General features: G+C 68.5%; 21 protein-coding genes and 1 pseudogene. 6 read left to right on the forward strand and 16 right to left on the reverse strand.

Annotated elements, in window-relative coordinates; all coding sequences use genetic code 11:
- A pseudogene (locus tag BKN37_RS11885) lies at positions 1-302 on the forward strand (SDR family oxidoreductase); the annotation flags it as partial.
- 22 nt (positions 303-324) lie between these two features.
- On the opposite strand, the gene BKN37_RS11890 reads toward BKN37_RS11885, so the two are convergent.
- Positions 325-909: a TetR/AcrR family transcriptional regulator gene (locus tag BKN37_RS11890; protein ID WP_242657217.1), complete on the reverse strand. Its 585-nt coding sequence runs from the start codon at positions 907-909 to the stop codon at positions 325-327.
- A gap of 141 nt (positions 910-1,050) precedes the next feature.
- Between BKN37_RS11890 and BKN37_RS11895 the strand changes: the two genes are divergently transcribed.
- Entirely contained in the window at positions 1,051-3,546 is a 2,496-nt protein-coding gene (locus BKN37_RS11895; protein ID WP_071025976.1) for a molybdopterin-dependent oxidoreductase, read from the forward strand.
- A 130-nt stretch (positions 3,547-3,676) separates the two neighbouring features.
- On the opposite strand, the gene BKN37_RS11900 is transcribed toward BKN37_RS11895, so the two are convergent.
- The 13 genes from BKN37_RS11900 to BKN37_RS11955 form a co-directional block, all read right to left on the reverse strand.
- On the reverse strand, positions 3,677-4,528 hold the full coding sequence (locus tag BKN37_RS11900) for an SDR family oxidoreductase (protein ID WP_071025978.1): 852 nt from the start codon (positions 4,526-4,528) through the stop codon (positions 3,677-3,679).
- Positions 4,529-4,556: 28 nt separating this feature from the next.
- Positions 4,557-4,733, reverse strand: coding sequence for a hypothetical protein (locus BKN37_RS29160; protein ID WP_158260370.1), 177 nt, complete (start codon positions 4,731-4,733; stop codon positions 4,557-4,559).
- Between the two features lie 13 nt (positions 4,734-4,746).
- Entirely contained in the window at positions 4,747-6,375 is a 1,629-nt protein-coding gene (locus tag BKN37_RS11905) for an acyl-CoA synthetase (protein ID WP_071025980.1), read from the reverse strand.
- Positions 6,376-6,417: 42 nt separating this feature from the next.
- Complete coding sequence (locus BKN37_RS11910) at positions 6,418-7,272, reverse strand: alpha/beta fold hydrolase (RefSeq protein WP_071025982.1); 855 nt, start codon at positions 7,270-7,272, stop codon at positions 6,418-6,420.
- On the reverse strand, positions 7,269-8,543 hold the full coding sequence (locus BKN37_RS11915) for an acyl-CoA dehydrogenase family protein (protein ID WP_071025984.1): 1,275 nt from the start codon (positions 8,541-8,543) through the stop codon (positions 7,269-7,271). The genes BKN37_RS11910 and BKN37_RS11915 overlap by 4 nt, the downstream gene beginning before the upstream one ends.
- A gap of 50 nt (positions 8,544-8,593) precedes the next feature.
- Complete coding sequence (locus tag BKN37_RS11920; RefSeq protein ID WP_071025986.1) at positions 8,594-9,463, reverse strand: SDR family oxidoreductase; 870 nt, start codon at positions 9,461-9,463, stop codon at positions 8,594-8,596.
- Between the two features lie 18 nt (positions 9,464-9,481).
- Entirely contained in the window at positions 9,482-10,357 is an 876-nt protein-coding gene (locus BKN37_RS11925; protein WP_071025989.1) for a MaoC/PaaZ C-terminal domain-containing protein, read from the reverse strand.
- A 1-nt stretch (position 10,358) separates the two neighbouring features.
- Positions 10,359-10,799, reverse strand: a complete 441-nt coding sequence (locus BKN37_RS11930) for a type II toxin-antitoxin system Rv0910 family toxin (RefSeq protein WP_071025991.1) — start codon at positions 10,797-10,799, stop codon at positions 10,359-10,361.
- 39 nt (positions 10,800-10,838) lie between these two features.
- Positions 10,839-12,044: a lipid-transfer protein gene (locus tag BKN37_RS11935; RefSeq protein WP_071025993.1), complete on the reverse strand. Its 1,206-nt coding sequence runs from the start codon at positions 12,042-12,044 to the stop codon at positions 10,839-10,841.
- Between the two features lie 225 nt (positions 12,045-12,269).
- On the reverse strand, positions 12,270-12,845 hold the full coding sequence (locus tag BKN37_RS11940; RefSeq protein WP_242657223.1) for a TetR/AcrR family transcriptional regulator: 576 nt from the start codon (positions 12,843-12,845) through the stop codon (positions 12,270-12,272).
- Between the two features lie 164 nt (positions 12,846-13,009).
- Complete coding sequence (gene truB / locus BKN37_RS11945; protein ID WP_095407063.1) at positions 13,010-13,900, reverse strand: tRNA pseudouridine(55) synthase TruB; 891 nt, start codon at positions 13,898-13,900, stop codon at positions 13,010-13,012.
- Positions 13,897-14,625 carry a 4'-phosphopantetheinyl transferase PptT gene (gene pptT / locus BKN37_RS29540; protein WP_071025997.1) on the reverse strand — a complete coding sequence of 243 codons (729 nt, stop codon included), beginning with the start codon at positions 14,623-14,625 and terminating at the stop codon, positions 13,897-13,899. The genes truB and pptT overlap by 4 nt, the downstream gene beginning before the upstream one ends.
- Positions 14,622-15,587 (reverse strand): metallophosphoesterase family protein, encoded by a 966-nt coding sequence (locus BKN37_RS11955; RefSeq protein ID WP_071025999.1) that lies wholly within the window; start codon positions 15,585-15,587, stop codon positions 14,622-14,624. Before BKN37_RS11955 ends, pptT begins: the two co-directional genes overlap by 4 nt.
- 121 nt (positions 15,588-15,708) lie before the next feature.
- Here BKN37_RS11955 and BKN37_RS11960 point away from each other — a divergent pair, with 121 nt between their 5' ends.
- The 3 genes from BKN37_RS11960 to BKN37_RS11970 all read left to right on the forward strand — a co-directional run bounded on the left by BKN37_RS11960 (position 15,709) and on the right by BKN37_RS11970 (position 19,118).
- Complete coding sequence (locus tag BKN37_RS11960; RefSeq protein ID WP_071026001.1) at positions 15,709-16,281, forward strand: DUF3558 domain-containing protein; 573 nt, start codon at positions 15,709-15,711, stop codon at positions 16,279-16,281.
- Positions 16,282-16,284: 3 nt separating this feature from the next.
- On the forward strand, positions 16,285-17,949 hold the full coding sequence (locus BKN37_RS11965; RefSeq protein ID WP_071026003.1) for a CocE/NonD family hydrolase: 1,665 nt from the start codon (positions 16,285-16,287) through the stop codon (positions 17,947-17,949).
- Between the two features lie 149 nt (positions 17,950-18,098).
- Positions 18,099-19,118 (forward strand): isopenicillin N synthase family dioxygenase, encoded by a 1,020-nt coding sequence (locus BKN37_RS11970; protein ID WP_071026005.1) that lies wholly within the window; start codon positions 18,099-18,101, stop codon positions 19,116-19,118.
- Here the strand turns inward: BKN37_RS11970 and BKN37_RS11975 are convergent.
- Together BKN37_RS11975 and BKN37_RS11980 are read right to left on the reverse strand one after the other, a co-directional pair.
- Complete coding sequence (locus BKN37_RS11975; protein WP_071026008.1) at positions 19,077-19,637, reverse strand: DUF1802 family protein; 561 nt, start codon at positions 19,635-19,637, stop codon at positions 19,077-19,079. The two genes, BKN37_RS11970 and BKN37_RS11975, sit on opposite strands and share 42 nt — an antisense overlap.
- A 14-nt stretch (positions 19,638-19,651) precedes the next feature.
- A complete protein-coding gene (locus BKN37_RS11980; RefSeq protein WP_071026010.1) occupies positions 19,652-20,614 on the reverse strand; it encodes a TauD/TfdA dioxygenase family protein in 963 nt (320 codons plus the stop codon).
- 177 nt (positions 20,615-20,791) lie between these two features.
- Here BKN37_RS11980 and BKN37_RS11985 point away from each other — a divergent pair, with 177 nt between their 5' ends.
- Positions 20,792-21,550, forward strand: coding sequence for an enoyl-CoA hydratase (locus BKN37_RS11985; protein ID WP_071026012.1), 759 nt, complete (start codon positions 20,792-20,794; stop codon positions 21,548-21,550).
- Positions 21,551-21,800: the final 250 nt, after the last annotated feature.

Here is a 21,800-nt window from a genome sequence, read left to right on the forward strand (position 1 = left end):
CCGACGACGGCATCACCGTCACCGCGGTCTGCCCCGGCTTCGTCAACACCAACATCGCCAAAACCACCGTCTACGCCGGCATGAGCGCCGAACAGCAAGACCGCGCCCGCGCCAAAGCCGACGCCGCCTACCGACGCCGCAACTACACCCCCGAAGCCACCGCCAAAGCCATCGTCAAAGCCATCCGCACCGGCCCACCCGTAGTGCCCATCGCCGCCGAATCCAAACTCGGCTACGCCATGCGCCGCATCAGCCCCACCACACTACGACTGTTCGCCCGCTACGACATCCGCCAAAACTAAAACCCACCGATCTGATCCGGTGTTATCGCTTGGCGTCGGTCGGTGGCGTGAGAGACCCGAACAACTCCTCGAACTCGGTAATGACGTCGTCGAGGGGGCCGGTGGATCGGTGCACGCGACACAGGATCACCGCGCCTTCGACGCCGGCCACCACCAAGGTGGCCAGCCGATCGGCGCGTGGCGCGGCGACACCGTCGGCCACCAACCGGTCGGCCAGGGCCCGATGCCAGCGGTCGAAGATGGCGGCCACGGTCGGCAGCAGATGCTGATCGTCGGTCGACCCGCCGACCGCGACCGACACGACGGGGCAGCCGGCGCCGAAGTCCGAGTCCCGCAGCATTTTCGCCCAGAACTCGCCGAAGCGGTGCAGGGCCTCGACCGAGCCGTCGGCGGCCGCGCGTTCGATGAAGTCCCCGATCGCGTCGCCGGCCAGCGCCAGCGATTCGGTCATGATCTCGTTGCGGCCGCCCGGGAAGTGGTGGTAGACCGAGCCGCGCGGTGACTTGCTGCGCGACAACACCGCATCAATCGTCACCCCCGCGGCGCCGCGCTCGCGCAGCAGCTCCACCGCACTGGACAGCATCTTCTTGCGGGTGGTGGTTCGCACTCCCACTTTGCTACCTCCGTCGACCCAACTTACCGCCCATTGTCGCCCGCACCGGTGGTGTCGACCCGAGCACCCCATTATGCTATGTTGCTTAGCATAGCAGGCCGGGCGTGCTGCCGGGCCGCATGGGCGGAGGGCGTGATGGCCGGACCGGATTTGAAGAGCACCTCGTGTGTGCTGTGTGAATGCAACTGCGGCATCACCGTCGAGCTCGACGGGCGGCGGTTCGCCAAGATCCGCGGCGACAAGGCGCATCCGGCGTCGCAGGGCTACACCTGCGAGAAGGCGATGCGGCTGGACCTGTACCAGAACGGCCCGCACCGGATCAGCACCCCGTTGAAACGGATGGCGGACGGCTCGTATGCCGAAATCGATTGGGACACCGCGCTCGACGAGATCACAGCGAAGCTGACCGCGATCAAGAACCGCTACGGCGGCGACACGATCTTCTTCTACGGCGGCGGTGGCCAGGGCAACCATCTGGGGTCGGCGAATGCGCTCGCGCTGCGCGCCGCGTTGGGTTCGACCTACCACTCGAACGCGCTGGCCCAGGAGAAGACCGGCGAGATGTGGGTGGACGGGCGGCTGTACGGCGGCCACACCAAGGGCGACTTCGAGCACGCCGAGGTGCTGGTGTTCGTCGGGAAGAACCCGTGGCAGTCGCACAGTTTCCCGCGGGCCCGCCCGGTGCTCAAACAGGTTGCCGCCGACCCGAACCGGTCGATCATCGTGGTGGACCCGCGGCGCAGTGAGACCGCGGCGATCGCCGACTTTCACCTGCAGGTGGCACCCGGCGGCGATGCGTGGCTGATGGCCGCGCTGGTGGCGGTGATCGTGCAAGAAGACCTGGTCGACGCCGACTTCGTCGCGGCGCACGTTACCGGCTATCAGCCGGTGCGCGCGGCCTTCACGGCGCTCGACGTCGCGGTACTGGCCGACAAGGCTGGGGTTGGCGAGGAACAGATCCGGGCCGCGGCGCGGCGCATCGCGTCGGCATCCAGCGTGTGCGTGTATGAGGATCTCGGGATTCAGCAGGCCCCCAACAGCACGCTGGTGTCGTATCTGAACAAACTGGTGTGGATCCTCACCGGTAATTTCGGGCGCCCCGGCACGATGTTTTTGCACTCCTCGTTCGCGGCGCTGGCCGGCGGACCCCCGTCGAGCACCGGCCAGGGTAAACCGTCCACTCGGCTGGATCGGATCACCAAAAAGGCGACCGCCAAAGCGGTCTCGACGGCCGGGGCCGCGCTGGCGACCGGGCTGCCTGCGCTCGCGCGCGTCGGCCGGTTACGTCCGCTGCTCGAGACCGGGGCGGGGGCGTTGCTTGATGCGATGGTCCCGGTCGCCGGCGGGATGCTGGCCGCCACCGCGCCCGGGTCGGGGGGCGGGGCACGGACGTCGCCGGTCACCGGCGCCAAGATCATCGGCGGGTTGATCCCGTGCAACTCGGTTGCCGACGAGGTGCTCACCGATCACCCGGACCGGTTCCGGGCGATGTGGATCGACTCCAGCAATCCCGCACACTCGTTGGCCGACTCGAAACGCTTCCGCGCCGCGATGGCGGCACTGGAGTTGTCGGTGGTGATCGATGTCGCGTTCACCGAGACCGCGCGGCTGGCCGATTACGTGCTGCCCGCCTCCAGCCAGTTCGAAAAACCCGAAGCGACGTTCTTCAACTTCGAGTTCCCGCGCAACGTGTTTCACCTGCGCAAGCCGGTTGTCGATCCGCTGCCGGGAACGTTGGACGAACCGCAGATCTACGCGCGGCTGTTGCGTCGGTTGCACGTGGTCGACGACGTCGTGCTCGACCGGCTGCGCCGCGCCGCGCACGCGGGCCGCGACACGTTCGGCGCCGCCTTCTTCGGCGCGCTCGCAGCCAAGCCGCGGCTGGGCAAGCTGGCCCCCTATCTGCTGTACGAGACGCTCGGCGAAACGCTACCGCCGTCGGTGCGCGGCGCGGCGGCGCTGTGGGGCGTCAGCCAGCTGTGCGCGGTGTCCAACCCGAAAGCCGTCGCTCGGGCGGGATTCACCGGTCGGGGCCTCGCCCCCGGCAACAAGCTTTTCGACGCGATCATCGGATCCCCGTCCGGCGTGGTGTTCACCGACGACGCCTGGGACGATGTGTGGCACTACGTCAAACGCGCCGATCGGCGGTTCACGATCGCGATCGACACGCTGCTCGATCGGGTGCGCGAACTGGAGACGGCCCGGTCGGTGTGGACCACCGAGGAGTTCCCGCTGGTGCTGGCCGCCGGGGAACGCCGGTCCTTCACCGCCAACACCATCTTCCGCAACCCCGACTGGCGGCGCCGCGACCGGCACGGCAGCCTGCGGGTCAGCGCGGAGGACGCCGAGCGACTGCAGCTGACCGACGGCGGGCAGGCCCGGCTGGTCACCCAGAACGGGTCGGCGACCGTCACCGTCGAGATCAGCGACATGATGCGGGCCGGCAACATCGCGCTGCCCAACGGGCTCGGCCTGGACTGCCCCACCGGGGACGGTTCGATGACATCGGCCGGCGTGTCCCCCAACGAGCTGACCGGTGTGGGTCTCAAGGACGATTTCGCGGGCACCCCGTGGCACAAACATGTGCCGGCCCGCCTGGAGGCCCTCACCGCAGGAAACCCACCGCGCTAAGGAGACATCGATGCGTTATCGGGATTGCCCGACGGTCGAGGTGTCCGACCGGTGGTCGCTGAGAAGTCAGGAGAAACACCATGGAGGTGTCAACTCTTGTCCTTCACCGCTGCACGGCGGTGCTTGGCGCTCACGATGCGCGGTGCGTACCGTCGGCCCGGGCGTGGTAGGCATCGCGGGTGGCCTGGTCCACGTTCAAGTAGAGCCGGTCGGCCTGCAGCCAGCGAAACAGCGCACGACGCGGCCGTTCGGGAATCGCGTTCGCGGCGCGCACCGCAAACCCCAGGCGCCCGGGCGCATACGTCAGCGCCTTATTGCGCTGCACGGTGCGCACGACGGCCCGCGCGATGTCCGTCGGCTCGACCGACCCGAACTTCTCGACGACCGTCGGGAGCACCACCCCCGCCGAGAGTTCGGTGTGCACGATCCCGGGCAGCACCGCCGACACCCGGACCCCGATTGGTGCCAGCTCTTCCCGCAGCGCCAAGGTGAATCCGACCACACCGAACTTGGTGCCGCAGTATGTTGCGACGCCGGGGAATCCCGCGACACCGGCCATCGACGCGACGTTCACGATGTGGCCACTGCCCCGCTGCACGAACCTGCGGACCGCTAGCTGGGCGCCGGTGATGACGCCGCCCAGGTTGATCGCAATCATCTTCTCGGCGGTCGCCCACTGCTCGTCGAGGAAATCGCCGGTGAGCATCACGCCGGCGTTGTTCACCAGCACGTCGATCGGTCCGAGTTCATTCTCGGTGCCGGCGAGGAATGCGGCGAACGAGTCCGAGTCGGTCACGTCGAGCGGCAGCGCACGCGCGGTGCCCGGCACGGTGGAGGCCGATTGCTTCGCCAGGTCGAGGTCGAGGTCGCCGATTGCGACGCTTGCGCCTTGGGCCGCGAACGCTTTCGCCGTGGCAAGCCCGATCCCGCGGGCACCGCCGGTGACCGCCACCACCTTGCCCTGAACCGCATTGCTTTTCATCTGTGTTACCGTGCTTTCCTTGCCGAGGTCACCACTTGCTGCGTGCGGCCATCACCGACAGAACCTCAAGTGGCGCCGGAGGCGCGTACCCGGTGCCGTTGTCGATGCGCACGTCGGCGCCGAGGTCGCCGAGCATCATCCCGGCGAAGAGAACCGGCGCCAGCCCGGCCATTTCAACGACGCGCACACCCGCTGGCGGACCCATCGTGATCTCCCTCCTAGTGTTGGTCGCCGGACAGCTCGGCTAGCCGGGCACGAACCAGTTTGCCGGTGGCGTTGTGGGGTAACTCGGTGACGAAGACGATGTCGCGGGGCACCTTGTAGCGGGCGAGGTTCGCCTTCACGTACGCCTTGATGTCCTCGGCGTCGCGTTCGGCCGCCGGCGCCGGCACGATGTAGGCGCGCAGCCGTTGGCCGAACTCCGGGTCGTCGACGCCGATCACCGCCGCGTCCAGCACGTCGTCACGGTCGGCGAGCAGGTTCTCAACCTCGAGCGGGAAGACGTTCTCCCCGCCGGAGACGATCATGTCATCGGCGCGGCCGTCGATGAACCACAAACCGTTCGCGTCGACGTGCCCCAGGTCGCCGGTACACAACAGGCCGTCCATGATCTCCTTGGTGCGGCCATCGGTGTAGCCGGAGAAACTCAGCGCGCTCCCGACGAAAACCGTTCCGGTCCTGCCCGGTTCGGTGATCGGTTGCCGCGACTCGTCGTAGAGCGCGACGCGGCAGCCCACCGGCGGCCGGCCGACGGTCCCGGGTGCCTGCCGCAGCTCCTGCGGCGTCGCCACCGTCGCGACCGCGACCTCGGTGGACCCGTACAGGTTGTAGAGCACGTCGCCGAAGATCGCGGCGGTGCGCCGGCACAGATCCGGCGACAGCGCCGACCCGGCGGCGAAGATGATCCGCACCGAGGAGGTGTCGTGTTGTGCACGGACGTCGGGGGCCAGTTCGACGATGCGTTGCAGCATGGTCGGCACCACGATCAGCGTGTGCGCCCGGTGCTCGGCGACCGCACGCAGGGTGGCCTCCGGGTCGAAACGGCGCTGCAGCACGATCGTGTTGCCCAGGGCCAGCGCAAGAGTGAACGTGGCCAGCCCGGTGCCGTGGAACAACGGCGCCGCCACGCAGCACACGGCCCGGCTGGGCAGCGGTATCCGGTCCAGCAGCTGAGCCGAGTGCAGCGGGTTGATCCGGTCCCGCGGCGCCCCCTTCGGGGTGCCGGTGGTTCCGCTGGTCAGCAGCACCATGCCGCCGGGTTTCGGCGGCGCGGGCAGCCCGGTGATGGCTCGACCCGCGATGAGCTGGTCGATCGTCTTGGCGCCCTTGATCCCCGGCGACGCGCCGTCGACCCAGGTCAAGATGCGGGGAACCTCAGCGGGTATCGCCGAGAGCAGGTCGGCGAACTCGGCGTCCATCATGACCACGCTGACCCGTTCGCGGGCCGCGACGTCGGCGAACTGGGGTTTGGCGAACCCGGTGTTCATCAGGACCAGGCGGGCGCCGAGCTTGTTGGCGGCCATCATGGTCAACACCAGGCCGCGATGGTCTCGGCACAGCGCGGCGATCACGTCGCCCGGCCCGACCCCGTCCGCGCGCAGCCCCCGCGCCAATGCGTTGGAAATGCCGTCGAGTTGACGAAAGCTCAGCGCGCCGCGTTCGTCGACGATCGCCGGGGCGTCGCCGTAGCGGGCGGCCGCGTGGCTAACCGCACCGGCGAACGGACCGTAGCGCCGGACGGCGAGCAGCGAGCGCACCGCCTGATCGGGCCGCGTCGGGTCGGCCACCCCGCTGCGCAGCAGCACCCGAGTTCCTTGGACGACATCGATGATCCCGCCGATGGTCATTCGTGGCCTTTCGTCATTGCGGCTCCCGATCTGGCATGTTCATCAGGCCGACTCGGTCCGGTCGCCGGCCCGCCGGACAACCTCGACGACGAGCCGGGTGACCTCGTCCGGGTTGTCTAGCTGCGGACAATGCCCCGAGCGCGGCAGAATCACCAGCTGACTGCCCGAGATCTGCTGGTGCAGCATGCGACTGGACTGCACCGGGATGATGCGGTCCCGCGCACCGTGCACGATCACCGTCGGGCAGTGGACCCGAATACCGCGGTGGGAGCCGAGGGCTTCATACCCGTACCGGAAAGCGTCGCGCCCCAATGCCGCAACATCGGTGGCCCGCGACACCAGCTGCGTCCAATACGCGACGACCTCCGGATCGGTGGTGGCCCCCGGTCCGTAGAGCACCTTCGGTATCGCACGCCGGATGCCCCAGCGCAACGTCCGCGCCGGCACCGGGAGGTGGGCGACGCAAGACCAGAACCAAACTGGGATCGGGCGCCGGCGGGCCAGCCGCGCCAGCCAGTGTTGGGCATTCAGCGGATCATCCAGGGCGACAAGTGCCTTCACCAGATCCGCATGGCGGGCCGCGGCACGCACCGCGGTCGCCGCACCCAGCGAATTGCCGACCAGGACCGCCGGACCGGTCTCGGCGAGGACGGCGTCGACGAATGCGTCGAACTGGGGCACCAGCGGCCCGGCCCGGCGAGGATCGGCCTGCCCGGAACCGGGCAGGTCGACCGCGACGGTTCGGCGGCCCGCCGCCGCCAGCCGGGTGAGCACCGGCCGCCAGGTGTCGGCGCTGTCGGCGTATCCGTGCAGCAGCACGACCGGCAAGCCGGTACCCGGCACCGACAACACCCGGGTGCCCACCCCGGCATAGCTCGCGCGGGCTTCGGTGATCATCCGGCCAGCAGGCCCTTAGCGATATGGGTAACCTGAACCTCGTTGCTCCCGGCGTAGATCATCAGCGACTTGGCGTCGCGCGCCAACTGTTCGACCCGGTACTCGGCCATGTAGCCGTTGCCGCCGAACAACTGCACGGCCTCCATCGCCACCTCGGTGGCCGCCTCCGAGGAGTACAGCTTGATCGCCGACGCCTCGGCCAGCGTCGGCATCTTGCCGGCCTGCACCTTCTCCAAGGTTTGGAATACCATGTTCTGCACGTTGATGCGGGCCACCTCCATCTTGGCCAGCTTGAGCTGGATCAGCTGGAACTGCCCGATGTTCTGCCCCCACAGGGTGCGGGTTTTGGCGTAATCCAGGCAGAGCCGGTGACATTCGTTGATGATGCCCAGCGCCATCAACGCCACACCCACCCGTTCGGCGGCGAAATTCGCCCGGGCGCTCTCCCGCCCGTCGCCGCCGCCGTGCTGTTCGGTCTCCCCGAGCAGCCGGTCCGGGGTGAGCCGCACGTTGTCGAAGAACAACTCCCCGGTCGGCGAGGACATCATGCCCATCTTCTTGAACGCCTTGCCCTGGGTCAGCCCCGGCATCCCCGCGTCGAGCACGAAGGTCAGCACCGGGCGGCTGCGTTTGTCGACGCTCGGCTCGCCCTCGTCCAGCTTCGCGTAGACGATCAGCACATCGGCGTTCGGGCCGTTGGTGATGAACGTCTTCTGGCCGTTGAGGATGTAGTCGGAACCGTCGCGTTTGACGTAGGTCTTCATGCCGCCGAACGCATCCGAGCCGGCGTCGGGCTCGGTGATCGCCCAGCACGCGATCTTCTCCAGCGTCACCAGCTCGGGCAGCCAACGCTCCTTTTGCGCCAGCGTGCCGCGGCTCATGATGGTGGCCGCACCCAAGCCGATGCTGACCCCGATGGTGCTCAGCAGCCCGATGCTGACGCCGGCCAGCTCGGACACCAGCACCGCGGCCATCGACATCTGACCGCCGAGATCGCCCAAGCCGGGACCGTCGCCGGAGCGCTCCCGCTTCTCCGGTTGCGGCTCACCCGCGGCGATCGCGGCCGCCTTGGCGCGCTGCTTGTCCAGCATGGTCTTGATCGCTTCGGCGGCGATCACATCCAGGCCGAACTCGCTGAACAGCTTGCGGGCGAGCGGATACGGCGAAAGCTCACCGCTTTCCAGCCCGTCGCGGTGCGGCGCGATCTCTTTGGCGATGAACTCCCGAACGCTCTCGCGAATGAGCTCGTCGGATTCGGACCATTCGATCATTTTCTACTCCGTCTCCTCAGCGTCACTTCGTTCTGCATCGTCGCCGGTGGCTATTGGGGCAACCTCGCAGCGATGTCGTCGATCAGCCACCGGCCGTCGGTTTCGATGGTCTTCACGTCGTGCCAGCCGGCCAGCTCGGAGATCGCACCCCCCTGCACCGCGAACACCTTCCCGGTCAGCGGGCACTTCTCCGACGCCAGGTAGGCCACCAGCGGCGAGATGTTGGCCGGGCTGAACAGGTCGACCTCGCCCTCCTCCGGTTCGGCCATCAAGGCGCCCATGCCGGGGGTGGCCAGGGTGAGGCGGGTGCGGGCGATCGGCGCGATCGCGTTGACCCGAACCCCGTAGCGGTCCAACTCCTCGGCCGCGATCAGGGTCAGCGCCGCGATCCCGGCCTTGGCCGCCCCGTAATTAGCCTGCCCGGCGTTGGGCAGCGTCACCCCGGAGCCCGAGGCGGTGTTGATCACCGCGGCGTTGGGCTGATCCCCGGCCTTCGACTGCGCTTTCCAGTACGCAGCGGCGTGGCGCAGCATCGCGAAGTGGCCCTTGAGGTGCACGGCGATGACCGCGTCCCACTGGGATTCCTCCATGCCCGGGATGAACGCGTCCCGCAGAATCCCGGCATTGTTGACCAGCACGTCCAGCCGGCCGAACTCGTCGATCGCCTGCTGCACAACACCCTTCGCGCCATCCCAGGTGGCGATGTTGTCGGTGTTGGCCACCGCGCGCCCACCCGCTGCGGTGATCTCGTCGACCACCTCGTGCGCCGGGCCGGCGTCGGCGCCTTCCCCAGCGTTGCTGCCGCCGAGATCGTTGACGACGACGCTGGCCCCCTCGCGGGCGAACAGCAGCGCATGCTCGCGGCCGATGCCGCGCCCGGCGCCGGTGATGACGGCGACCCGTCCTTCCAAAGCTCCCATGTGATTGCTCCTGTCGATCTAGTCGGTGATCACGGCCAGGCCGTCGGTGATGGCGAACTCCTCGCCGGCATCCCCGTTGCGCGCGGTCTCGAACGCATACGTCGTCGCCCGGTCGCCGCGGCCGGTCTGCCAGATCCGGGTCTCCAGGTCGTCGCCGGGCAGCACCATCTTGGAGAACCGCACCGCGAACCGCTTGAGCCGGTTCACATCCGATCCGCCGACCTCGGTGAGCACCGCCCACGAGGTGAACGCCATGGTGCACAGCCCGTGGGCGATGATGCCCGGCAACCCGGCATCGCGGGCCACCTCCTCGTCGAGGTGGATCGGCATCGGGTCACCCGCGGCCGGTGAGTAACGAAACGTCTGGTCGGCGTCGACATGCTGCACGATCTTGGCCAGCGGCGGCCGGTCGTGCAGTGCGTCGTCGAACTTGTGCTCGGGGCTCAGTTCGCCGACCTTCTTGCCGGCGTTGTGACCGCGGAAGAAGCAGGTCACGTACTGCTCGTTGACCAGTTCACCGTCCTCGTTGCGGCATTCCAGGTACACCGCCGCGCGGGTCCCCTTTTCCAGCCCTTCGTAGCCGATCATCTTGCCCCGCGACACCAGCTTGTCGCCGGGTCGGATCGGCCGGTGGAAATGAAAGTCCTGCTCGCCGTGCACCACCCGGGGGATCAGCTCCACCGGTGCGACGTCGACGGTCGGGGCCAGCAGTGACTCGAACACCGGCACGATCGCGAACACCGGCGGTGCGACGTCTCCGGCCAGGTGCGCCGGGATCGGGTCGTTGGTCGCCTTCGCGTACTCGACGAGCCGCTCGCGGCTGACCTCGAACCGGTCCTCGTCGGTCCAGGTGTTCAGACCATCGTCGTCGAACGCCAAGTCCTCGTCGGACATGTCAGGCCCCCGCCGAGGCCAGCGTCTCAAGCTGTGCGAGCGTCTTGTCGAGTTGTTTGGCACCGTCCTTCTCGACCGCTTTGCCCAGCGCACCCTTGATCAGCGCGCCCTCGAAGTCGCCGGCCACGCTGAACTGCGAGCCGTCACCGGCGGGCGTCACCGAGAACTCGAACTGGCATTTCACGCCGGCCATCCCGGCGCCCGACATCGTCAGACTGTTCGGCGCAGTGACCTTGTCGACCGTCCATTCGATCTTGTTGGCCATGCCGAGCATCACGACCTTGGCAATCAGCGTCGCCCCGGGCTCCAGTGTGGCCGGAGGCTCTTGCAGCCACTTCTCGTGAATGGTGAACCACTTGTCCCAGCTCGACAGATCGGTGATGGTGTTCCACAACGCCTCGGGAGTGACCGACAGTTGCTTGGTGGCTTCGATGTGTCCCATAGTGTTTCCCCTTGTTTTTCGGTGATGATTGGTTGGATGTCAGCGCTCGGCGCGCTGGTAGGCGGTGACGACGGCGGCGCCGCCGAGTCCGATGTTGTGTTGCAGCGCAGCGGTGACGTTGTCCACCTGCCGTTTGTCGGCGGTGCCGCGCAGTTGCCAGGTCAGCTCGGCGCACTGCGCCAAACCGGTGGCGCCCAGCGGATGTCCCTTGGAGATCAGTCCACCGGACGGGTTCACCACCCAGCGGCCGCCGTAGGTGGTGTCGCCGTTGTCGATCAGCTTCGGCGCCTCACCCTCGCCACACAGACCCAGCGCCTCATACAGCAGCAGTTCGTTGGCGGAGAAGCAGTCGTGCAGCTCGATGACCTGGAAGTCCTCCGGGCCCAGACCGGACTGCTGGTAGACCTGTTGAGCCGCCGCCACGTTCATGTGATAGCCAATGAGGGCCTTGCAGGTGCCATCGAAGGAGTTGGCGTAGTCGGTGGTCATCGACTGTCCGACGATCTCCACCGCCTGGGCGGCCAACCCGTGTTTGTCGACGAACGCCTCGGACGCCAGGATCGCCGCACCGGATCCGTCCGAGGTCGGCGAGCACTGCAGCTTGGTCAGCGGGTCGTAGATCATCCGGGCGGCCAGGATGTCGTCCAGCGTGTACTCGTCCTGGAACTGCGAATACGGGTTGTTCACCGAATGCTTGTGGTTCTTGTACCCGATCTTGGCGAAATGCTCGGCGGTGGAGCCGTGTTGCTTCATGTGCTCACGGCCGGCGGCACCGAACATCCACGGCGCCGGCGGGAACAGCACCTCGGAGATCTCCGCCATCGCCAGGATGTGCTTGTCCATCGGCTGGGCGCGGTCGTCGTAGGTCGACCCCAGCGAGCCGGGCTGCATCTTCTCGAACCCTAGCGCGATCGTGCAGTCCGCCAGTCCACCCCGAATCGACTGTGCAGCAAGGAAAAGCGCGGTGGAGCCGGTTGAGCAGTTGTTGTTGACGTTAACGACCGGGATCCCGGTCATGCCGAGCCCGTACAGTGCCCGCTGCCCCGAGGTGGACTCGCCGTAGACGTAGCCGACGTAGCCCTGCTCGACCTCGCGGTAGTCGATGCCCGCGTCGGACAGCGCCTTGGTGCCCGATTCGCGGGCCATGTCGGGGTAGTCCCATGCTGACCCGTCGTCGTTGAGTCGCCGGCCCGGTTTCTCGAACTTCGTCATGCCGACGCCGACGACATAGACCTTGTTTGACATCACGCTCCCTTCAGCGGGTTGCTCACCGTGGAAGAAAACATACACACCTGATTGTATCTTTGCAAGCATTCGGTTAGCGCTGGTCATGCCGGTGGAGGCTGGTGAGCGTGTCGGTCTCGGCCGGGTATCCGGTGGGTGAGGGCGCGGCACGCGAGTGAAGTTAGGTTCACCCTCGAATGCCGGGCGTGAAGCTAACGTCACACCCGGGAGCAGCGTTGCGGCGGCTTAGCCCAATTCTGAAAACGCGTCAGCGGCGATCGCGCGTAGATGGGTGCAGGCCCGCCCCCACCGCCGATGGGCGCGTTCAGTGTCCTGGTCAACGAAGCTGGCCACCAGGATCCCGCGCAGGGCGTCCATGGCGGTGTAGATGAGGTTCGCGAGTTCGGTTGGTGCCGGATGTTCCGGGAGCACCTGAGTGATCGCTGCGATCAGCGCGCTGTTGACGACCGGTTCCACCCGCTCGATCTGTTGCGCCAGCACCCGATCGGTGCGGGCGGCGACCCAAAGTTCCATTGTCGCAACGAATAGCGGCCCCTGGTGGACCTCCCACATGAAGTCCAGCACCGCCGCTACGGGGTCCGGGCTCTCATGGAGCCGGCCGAGCTCGCGGATCGCGGCTTGTGCGCGCTGTTGTGCCAGGTGCTCGATGGCCGCCACCACCAGGTCTTCCTTCGAACGGAAGTGGTGGATCTGAGCGCCCCGAGTAACCCCGGCCATCTCGGCGATGCGTGGCGTGGTCGTTCCGGAGTAGCCGAAGGAAACCAGGCATTCGACCGTGGCGTCGAGCAGGCGCTCCCGCATGGCGGCGCTGCGCTCGGCCTGGGTGCGCCGCGCTGCCCGGCCATCGGTCTTCGTCGCCACCGCCTCGCCTCTCCTCCTCGCCGCACTACGACCTGCGCAGACAGCATACATGCACAGTTGTATCTAACTGTCGTTGTTGTGCTGGCTATGCTGGCCAGTGCGCGCTACGACAGCGTGGCCGGCCGCACCACCACCACGGATTTCGTTCGGGACCCGACATCCTCCAGCAGCGCGATCACCCGGCCGTCCGGGTCGGTCGCCGCGTAAATCCCGTCGATGCCCGCCGGTTTCAGCGGGCGCCCGTGGCTGGCGGCCTCGGCCTCCTCGGTGCTGAGTTTGCGCCGCGGAAAGGCCTGCAGGCAGGCCGCATCCAGCGTATAGCTCAACCGAGGTATCTCAGCTAGCTCGTCCAAGGTCCGGGCCTGATCCAGCCCAAACTGGCCGGACCGGGTGCGCCGCAGCGCGGTCAAGTGCCCGCCGATGCCCAACGCGGCGCCCAGGTCGCGGGCCAGGGCACGGATGTAGGTGCCCGCCGAACAATCCACCTCGACGTCGACGTCGATGAGCTCACCGACGCGTCGCAGCGCCAGCAGATCAAACCGGTCGATCCGCACCGGGCGCGCAGCCAGTTCCACGTGCTGGCCTTCCCGTGCCAGCCGGTAGGCGCGTTTGCCGTCGACCTTGATCGCGCTGACCGCTGAGGGCACCTGCGCGATGTCGCCGCGCAGCGCCGCGATGGCCCCGCCGATCGCGTCCCCGGTCAACTGTGCGGCCGAAACCTGCTGCACCAGCTCGCCTTCGGCGTCCTCGGTGGTGGTGGTCTGCCCCAGCCGGATGGTGGCGGCATACGACTTGGTGTCGGTGGTCAACAAGCCCAGGATCTTGGTGGCGCGGTCCACCCCGATCACCAGCACGCCGGTGGCCATCGGGTCCAGGGTGCCGGCGTGCCCGACCTTGCGGGTGCCAAAGATCCGCCGGCACCGCGCCACCACGTCGTGGCTGGTCATGCCGCCCGGCTTGTCGACGATGACGATGCCGGGTTGGGGTGCGCTCACAACACAATCGCCGTCAGCACCAGGCCGTCGGCGACCGCCCAGCGTCCGCGCAGGGTGGTCAGCGGCGGCCCGGATCGTGCGGCCGGGTCGATCAGGATCTGCGACACGAACTCGCCGCCGGCCACGAGCGTGCGCGGTTCCGGGTCGTCGGCCGGCGTGTCGGGCCGGGGACACGCACGCTCGCGGGAGATCGAGAAGGTGATGTGGGCGTCCTCGAAACCCAGCCACCGCTGGGTCAGCGGAAACCACACCTTGTAGGTGGCCTCCTTGGCACAGAACAGGATCCGGTCCCAGTGCAAGCTAGCAGGCAGCGCGGCCAGCTCGGTGCGTTCGACCGGCAGGCTCACCGCGTCGAGCACGCCGTTTGGCAACACGTCGTGCGGTTCGGCGTCGATACCCACCGAACGCACCGCGGGCACGCGCCCCACCACGGCGCCGCGGAAACCGGCGGTGTGGGTCAGGCTGCCCACCACCCCGTCGGGCCAGCGCGGTTCGCCCTTCTCCCCCTTGAGGATCGGCACCGGCGGCTCCCCCAGCTGCTGCAGCGCCAACCGGGCGCAGTACCGGACGGTGACAAACTCGTTGCGCCGCTTGGCCACCGACTTGGCGATCAGCGGCTCCTCTTCGGGCAGCGGTGTCAGCCCGGGCGGGTCGTCGCAGCGTTCGACGGCCGCCAGTTCCCCGGGGCCGCGCTGCGGCAGCACCGCGTCCAGCAGCGCGCTCATCGGGCCTGCCGTTGGCGCAGGCGTTCCCGGAACTGCTCGCTCGCCGCCCGCATCTCCGGGGTGATGACGAAATGGCCGCCGAAGTCGTTGAGGTAGCCGGGCGCGTACTGCGGGTCGGGCAGGATCTGGCGCAGCCAGCGGTAGGGTTTGCGCCGCCGCCATTCCCGCGGGTAGCCCACCGACACCTCCTCGAAGCGCACCCCGTCGTACCAGGTGGTGCGGGGTATGTGCAGGTGGCCGTACACCGAGCAGACCGCGCTGTAGCGGGTGTGCCAGTCCGCGGTTTCGGTGGTGCCGCACCACAGCGAGAACTCCGGGTAAAACAGCACCTCACAGGGCTCGCGCACCAGCGGGAAGTGGTTGACCAGCACCGTCGGCGTCATCCAGTCCAAGTCTTCGAGCCGTTTGCGGGTAGTGGCGAGCCGGTCGCGGCACCAGGCATCCCGGGTGGCGTACGGCTCGGGTGAGAGCAGGAACTCGTCGGTGGCCACCACATTGCGGTCCTTGGCGATCGCCAGCCCCTCGGCCTTACTGGTCGCCCCCGCCGGCAAGAAGGTGTAGTCGTACAGCAAAAACATCGGCACGATGGTGGCCGGCCCGCCCTCCTCGGTCCACACCGGGAACGGGTGCTCGGGGGTGATGATCCCCATCTCGTCGCACATATCAACCAGGTAGTCGTAGCGGGCCCGGCCGAAGATCTGCATCGGGTCCCGGCCGGTGGTCCACAGCTCGTGGTTGCCGGGCACCCAGATCACCTTGGCGAACCGGCGACGCAGCAGATCCAGCGACCAGCGAATCTCGTCGGTGCGTTCGGCGACGTCACCGGCGACGATCAGCCAGTCATCCGGCGACGACGGATACAGCGATTCGGTGACCGGCTTGTTGCCACTGTGGCCGGTGTGCAGATCGGAGACCGCCCAGAGGGTCGGGCGGTGCGTGCCCGTCGACTCCTGTGCTGCCACAGTCGTCCAGCCTAATGGGTGGGCCCGGCGTCGAACTGAAACAGGTTCTCATTCCGGCTGTAGCGGCGTAGCCGCGACTTGTACACTCCCCGGCAGGAAGTCGGCGACTGCGAGGGGTCTGATGCTCACCAAGGTGCGGTTGATCGCGACGCTGGGCGCGCTGGTCATGGCCGTCTTCGTCGTCGCGCAGGGCGCCGCGTCCACCGGCGGTGACAGCGCGGCGGTGGAGCTGCGCTCCACCACCGCGCCGATGACCACCCCGACGAAACCGCCGGTCAACACCACCAACCCCCGCCCGTTCGATGCGTGCGAGGACATCCCCTACGACGTCATCGCGGGTCTCGGCCTGGCCTACACCCCACCCAAGCCGGTGGAGGGGAAACGCTGCGAGTTCGACGCCGGCAACTACCAGATGGCCGTCGAGCCGATCATCTGGCGCAGCTACGAGCAGACGTTGCCGGCCGACGCCGTCGAGACCACGATCAACGGTCACCGCGCCGCCCAGTACTGGGTGATGAAGCCCACCGACTGGAACAACCGGTGGTGGTTTTCCTGCATGGTGACGTTCAAGACCAGCTACGGGGTCATCCAGCAGTCGCTGTACTACTCGCCGGTCTACTCCGAGCCCGACGTCGACTGCCCGGCCGAGAACATGATGCGCGCCCAGCAACTGTCCCCGCACTACATCTACTGACCCATGACCGCCACCGCCGATACCGCCCGCCGGAGCGACCAAAGCCGGCTGCACGGGCTCACCGACCGCGTCCTGGGACGGGTGCTGCAGCTGCCCGCGCCGAGCACCGGCTACACGGTGCACCGCGTCGCCGTCCCGATGCGCGACGGGGTGTCGCTGGTCGCCGACCACTACGCCCCGACCGCCGACGCCATCGGCACCCTGCTGGTCCGGTGCCCGTACGGCCGCAAGTTTCCGTTTTCGCTGGTGTACGCCCGGATCTACGCCGCGCGCGGCTACCACGTGATCCTGCAGAGTGTGCGCGGCACCTTCGGCTCCGGCGGGGTGTTCGAGCCGATGGTCAACGAGGTCGCCGACGGCGCCGACACGGTGGCCTGGCTGCGCCGCCAGCCGTGGTTCACCGGGACGTTCGGCACCATCGGGCTGTCCTACCTGGGGTTCACCCAGTGGGCGCTGCTGGTCGATCCGCCGCCCGAGCTGGCCGCGGCCGTCATCACCGTGGGGCCGCACGATTTCAGCGCATCGTCGTGGGGCACCGGGTCCTTCACCCTCAACGACTTCCTGGGCTGGAGCGACATGATGGCCCACCAGGAGGACCGCCCGCGGCTGCGAACCGGTATTCGACAGCTGACCGCCCGCCGCCGGGTGGGCCGCGCGGCGGCCGGGCTGCCGCTGGGGGCGGCCGGACGCGCGCTGCTGGGCGACGGGGCGCCCTGGTACGAGTCGTGGGTCGAGCACCCCGACCCCGACGACCCGTTTTGGGAGTCGATGCGGCTCGGTGCCGCGCTGGAGCGGGTGAACGTTCCGGTGCTGCTGCTGAGCGGCTGGCAGGACCTGTTTTTGGAGCAGACGCTGACCCAGTACGCGCGGCTGCGCGACCGCGGCGTCGAGGTGGGGTTGACCATCGGGCCGTGGACCCACACCTCGATGCTCACCGGCGGGCTGGGCACCGTCTGCCGGGAATCGCTGACCTGGCTCGACACCCACCTGGGCGGCCTGGACCGTCCACCCCGGCTGGATCGGGTCCGCATCTGCCTGACCGGTCAGGGGTGGCGCGACCTGCCGGACTGGCCACCGGCCAGCACCGCACACACCTGGTACCTGCACCCCGCCAGCCGGCTGACCGGCACCGCGCCGGCCGGGGATGCGACCACCAACCCGGCCAGCTTCCGCTATGACCCGGCCGACCCCACCCCCACCATCGGGGGCCGATTGTTGTCGCCGGACGGCGGCTACCGCGACGACGGCCGGCTGTACCGGCGCCACGACGTGCTCAGCTTCACCGGCGACCCGCTGACCGACGACCTGGACGTGTGCGGCAACCCGGTGCTGGAGTTGGCCCACAGCTCGGACAACCCGCACGTCGACCTGTTCGTCCGGATCAGCGAGGTCGACGCCAAGGGCCGGTCGGTCAATGTCAGCGACGGCTACCGGCGGCTGCGGGACCACTCCGGGCCGGTGCGGATCGAGCTGGACGCGATCGCGCACCGGTTCGCGGCGGGCTCCCGCCTGCGCGTGCTGATCGCCGGGGGCTGTCATCCCCGTTACGCGCGCAACCTGGGCACCGGCGAGCCCCCGGTGTCCGGGCACCGGATGCGGCCGGCCACCCACACCGTGGAATTCGGCACCTCCCGGCTGATACTGCCGGTCGATGACGCCGGCCGGTAGCTGCCCCGGCGCGGTGTCCTGCTGAAATCGACGTCCCAGCGGCGCAACACCGCAATTTCTGGGGGGTTTATGTCAGCTGGGACGTCGATTTCAGTAGCGCCCCGCGTCCCCGATGGCGCACGACCCCGGCGGAGGCCATAGTCGAGTACGTGCTGCCGATACTGGATTTGTCCGACGCCGACACCGATCGGGACCGATTCCGTTCTGAGCTGCTGACCGCGACGCACAAGTTCGGGTTCTTCTATCTGGTGGGCCACGGCGTGCCGGTCGATCTGTCGACGCGCGTGCTGCGGGTGGCGCGCAGTTTCTTTGCCCTGCCGGCCGCCGCCAAACAGGAGATGAGCCAATTGCGCAGCCCGCAGTTTCGCGGCTATTCGCGGATCGGCGGTGAACTCACCAACGGCCTCGTCGACTGGCGCGAGCAGGTCGATATCGGCCCCGAACGCGAGATCATCCCCGACGCCCGCGGCTATTGGCGATTGCAGGGTCCGAATCTGTGGCCGTCGGCGCTGCCCGGGTTCCGGCCCGCCCTGCTGGCCTGGGATGCCGCGCTGTCAGCGCTGGGCCATCGGCTGCTGCGGCACTGGGCAGCCGCGCTGGGCGCCGACGAAGCGGTGTTCGACCAGGCATTCACCGACCGACCCGCAACCCTGATCAAAGTGGTGCGCTATCCCGGCACCGCCGACACCGACCAAGGCGTCGGCGCGCACAAAGACTCCGGGGTGCTGACCCTGCTGCTGGTCGAACCGGAATCCCACGGCCTGCAGGTCGAACTCGACGACGGGGACTGGCTCGACGTGCCTCCGGTCGCCGGGGCGTTCATCGTCAATATCGGTGAGCTGCTGGAGGTGGCGACCCGCGGCTATCTGCGCGCGACCCGGCATCGGGTGTTGGCGCCCGCGCCCGGCACCGACCGGGTGTCGATCCCCTACTTCTTCAATCCGGCGCTGGACGCGCAGATCCCGATCATCGATCTGCCCGAGGAACTCGCCGCCCACGCTCGTGGGGTGGAGGCCGATCCACGCAACCCCATCTACGCCACCTACGGGGAGAACGCGTGGAAGTCCCGCACCCGCGCCCACCCGGAGGTGGCGGCCCGACACCACGGCATCACCGCCGCGGCGCCGCTACCCGACCGCATCGCGGACCCGGGCGGCCACCCGAGCTAGCGCGGCCTCGTCCCACACCGGGGCGCCCAACGCCGCGGTGATCGGCAGCTGCACCCAGCTGGCACACCCGGCGTAGTCGGGGGTGCGGGTCAGCGCCACCGGGTCGACCAACGGGATCGCCTGCACCACCAGCACCGTCAGCCGGTGTTTGGGCCGAAAGTCCAGCCGGTCGGCGCGCACCGACTCGGCGGTCCAGATGTGCAGGTCGGCGATCTCCTCGAGACGCTCGGGGCGCTCTACCGGCAGGGCGGCCACCACGTTGGCGGCCGCCCGGATCAGCACCTGGCCGTCGGTGGAATCGGCGGCCGCGGCGGCGAGCAGATCGCGGTGTTCGGGCCGGACCCGCTCGGTGTGGCTGTGCGCGATGGTCGGGAACAACAGAAACTCGCGCGCGGCGACGTCGAAACGCTTCTCGTGAATACCGCCCTTACGCAACAGGATCCGCTGCCGCCCGGCCAGCAGCGCGTGCACCACCGCGCTCCACTCCTTGAGGGCGGGGGTGCTGCGGGCCGGGCACATGCGCTCCAGCGTAATCAGCCGGCGAAGGATAGGTACGCGGTCGATTCGCCGACCAGCGACCGACTCGGCCGGCCATCCACCCCCACCGGCACGTCGCCGGCCACGGTGACCCGGTGCAGCCGCCGATGCAGGTCGTCGTAGTCGGAGACCCCGTAGTGCTGGGTGGCCCGGTTGTCCCAGATCGCGACGTCGCCCAACTCCCAATGCCAGCGGACGGTGTTTTCCAGCTTGGTGATCCGGTCTTGGAAGATGCGGTACAGCGCGTCGGACTCCGACGGTTTGAGATCCTCGATGCGGCTAACGAATTGGCCCAGCAGCAAGGCTCGCTCCCCGGTTTCCGGATGGACCCGCACCACCGGGTGTTCGGTCTCATAGGTGGTGGAGCGGAACTCCTCGTAGTGCGCCCGGGCGTCGTGGCGTTCGCGTCCGGTCTGACCCTTGTCGGGTTCGCGCTGATGGGTCCGGACGTAGTCGTAGCGGTTGGTGTGCACGGCCCGCAGCGAGTCCGCCAGCAGCCGCAGCTGGCCCGGCAGCCCCTGGTAGGCGGCCGCGGTGTTGGCCCAGGCGGTGGTGCCGCCGTAGTCGGGCAGCACGATCGGACGCAGCACCGAGAACGCCGGTGGGCGGTCCACGAACGTCACGTCGGTATGCCAGCTGTCGGTGCGGCCATGCTCGGAGTCGATTTCCAGCACCGCCCCGGCGGTGCGGGATGCCAGCGTCGGATGCCCGAGGGTCAGCGGCCCGAGCAGACCGGCGAAGGCGCGCTGGGTGTCGTCGTCGAGGTGCTGTTGGCCGCGGAAGATGACCACCTTGTGGTCGAGTACCGCCCGCCGGATCGCCCGTACCGTCGCGGCGTCGAGGTCACCGCCGAGCCGCAGCCCGGTGACCGCCGCGCCGATGTCGGCGGTGAGCTTGTACAGCGTGGCCCCGGCCGGCAGTGTGGGAGCCTCCGAGCGGGTCGACAATGTTGTGGGCATGCGTCCTGTATAGCGCCGAGCCCCGGCGCCGCGAACCCTGCGCAGGCCCGGCGAGGATCCCAAAATCCCTGCGGGGACCAGGTATTCGAGTTTCAATCAGCCGGATTCGGAGCGCTTGTTCCCGGTCGCCTGCCATCCGTCGGCGTGGGCGCGGGCCCGACTGGCTACGGTGATGCCATGACCACCGACGACGTCCTGCTGATCGACACCACCGACCGGGTGCGCACCCTGACGTTGAACCGGCCGCAGTCGCGCAATGCGCTGTCCGCCGCGCTGCGCGACCGGTTGTTCGCCGCCCTGGCCGACGCCGAAACCGACGACACCGTCGACGTCGTCATCCTCACCGGCGCCGACCCGGTGTTTTGCGCGGGCTTGGATCTCAAGGAACTGGGCGCCGCCACGGACCTGCCCGACATCTCGCCGCGCTGGCCGGCGATGAGCAAGCCGGTGATCGGCGCCATCAACGGCGCGGCCGTCACCGGCGGGCTGGAGCTGGCGCTGTATTGCGACATCCTGATCGCCTCGGAGCAGGCCCGGTTCGCCGACACCCACGCCCGGGTCGGGATCCTGCCGACCTGGGGCCTGTCGGTGCGGCTGCCGCAGAAGGTGGGCGTGGGCCTGGCCCGCCGGATGAGCCTGACCGGCGACTACCTGTCCGCCGGGGACGCGCTGCGCGCCGGGCTGGTCACCGAGGTGGTGCCGCACGAAAAGCTGCTGTCGGCCGCGCGGGAGGTGGCCGCCTCCATCGTCGGCAACAACCAGGCCGCGGTGCGGGCGCTGCTGGGCTCGTATCACCGCATCGACGAGTCCCAGACCAGCACCGGGCTGTGGATCGAAGCCGCCTCGGCCCGGCAGTGGATGAGCCAAACCAGCGGCGACGACGTCGCCGCCAACCGGGAGGCCGTGCTGCAACGGGGCCGCGCCCAGGTGCGCTGACCCGCGCTACCTCTCCGGCGGTCACCGCCGCTCACCACTGCCGCGCGAAAGCGTAGACCGCTACATCTTGAGCCCGTAAATTCCGCGGCGTTCTGCCGACAATTTCGGCATATCCGCAGGTAATTGCCTATTGCATCGCATCCGTAGCGTTGCTACAGTTTAGCCGTAGCGGCGCTACGGTTTCAGCTGAGGCAGGTGCCGCACTGCGAGGCTCCGGCCCCCGAAGGAGAGGAATCGCCATGAACCGAGG

It is taken from the genome of Mycobacterium talmoniae, from assembly GCF_001854525.1.
GTDB classification, from domain to species: domain Bacteria; phylum Actinomycetota; class Actinomycetes; order Mycobacteriales; family Mycobacteriaceae; genus Mycobacterium; species Mycobacterium talmoniae.

Excerpts from the sequence above, each read along its gene's own strand:
- BKN37_RS11925 (WP_071025989.1), bottom strand. The coding sequence starts at position 10,357 with ATGTCCGACGAGGACTTGGCGTTCGACGACGATGGTCTGAACACCTGG.
- BKN37_RS11920 (WP_071025986.1), bottom strand. The coding sequence starts at position 9,463 with ATGGGAGCTTTGGAAGGACGGGTCGCCGTCATCACCGGCGCCGGGCGC.
- BKN37_RS11940 (WP_242657223.1), bottom strand. The coding sequence starts at position 12,845 with ATGCGGGAGCGCCTGCTCGACGCCACGGTCGAATGCCTGGTTTCCTTC.
- BKN37_RS11985 (WP_071026012.1), top strand. The coding sequence starts at position 20,792 with ATGACCACCGACGACGTCCTGCTGATCGACACCACCGACCGGGTGCGC.
- BKN37_RS11960 (WP_071026001.1), top strand. The coding sequence starts at position 15,709 with ATGCTCACCAAGGTGCGGTTGATCGCGACGCTGGGCGCGCTGGTCATG.
- BKN37_RS29160 (WP_158260370.1), bottom strand. The coding sequence starts at position 4,733 with ATGGGTCCGCCAGCGGGTGTGCGCGTCGTTGAAATGGCCGGGCTGGCG.
- pptT (WP_071025997.1), bottom strand. The coding sequence starts at position 14,625 with ATGAGCGCGCTGCTGGACGCGGTGCTGCCGCAGCGCGGCCCCGGGGAA.
- BKN37_RS11900 (WP_071025978.1), bottom strand. The coding sequence starts at position 4,528 with ATGAAAAGCAATGCGGTTCAGGGCAAGGTGGTGGCGGTCACCGGCGGT.
- BKN37_RS11905 (WP_071025980.1), bottom strand. The coding sequence starts at position 6,375 with ATGACCATCGGCGGGATCATCGATGTCGTCCAAGGAACTCGGGTGCTG.
- BKN37_RS11895 (WP_071025976.1), top strand. The coding sequence starts at position 1,051 with ATGGCCGGACCGGATTTGAAGAGCACCTCGTGTGTGCTGTGTGAATGC.
- BKN37_RS11965 (WP_071026003.1), top strand. The coding sequence starts at position 16,285 with ATGACCGCCACCGCCGATACCGCCCGCCGGAGCGACCAAAGCCGGCTG.
- BKN37_RS11910 (WP_071025982.1), bottom strand. The coding sequence starts at position 7,272 with ATGATCACCGAAGCCCGCGCGAGCTATGCCGGGGTGGGCACCCGGGTG.
- BKN37_RS11980 (WP_071026010.1), bottom strand. The coding sequence starts at position 20,614 with ATGCCCACAACATTGTCGACCCGCTCGGAGGCTCCCACACTGCCGGCC.
- BKN37_RS11975 (WP_071026008.1), bottom strand. The coding sequence starts at position 19,637 with ATGTGCCCGGCCCGCAGCACCCCCGCCCTCAAGGAGTGGAGCGCGGTG.
- BKN37_RS11935 (WP_071025993.1), bottom strand. The coding sequence starts at position 12,044 with ATGTCAAACAAGGTCTATGTCGTCGGCGTCGGCATGACGAAGTTCGAG.
- BKN37_RS11930 (WP_071025991.1), bottom strand. The coding sequence starts at position 10,799 with ATGGGACACATCGAAGCCACCAAGCAACTGTCGGTCACTCCCGAGGCG.
- BKN37_RS11915 (WP_071025984.1), bottom strand. The coding sequence starts at position 8,543 with ATGATCGAATGGTCCGAATCCGACGAGCTCATTCGCGAGAGCGTTCGG.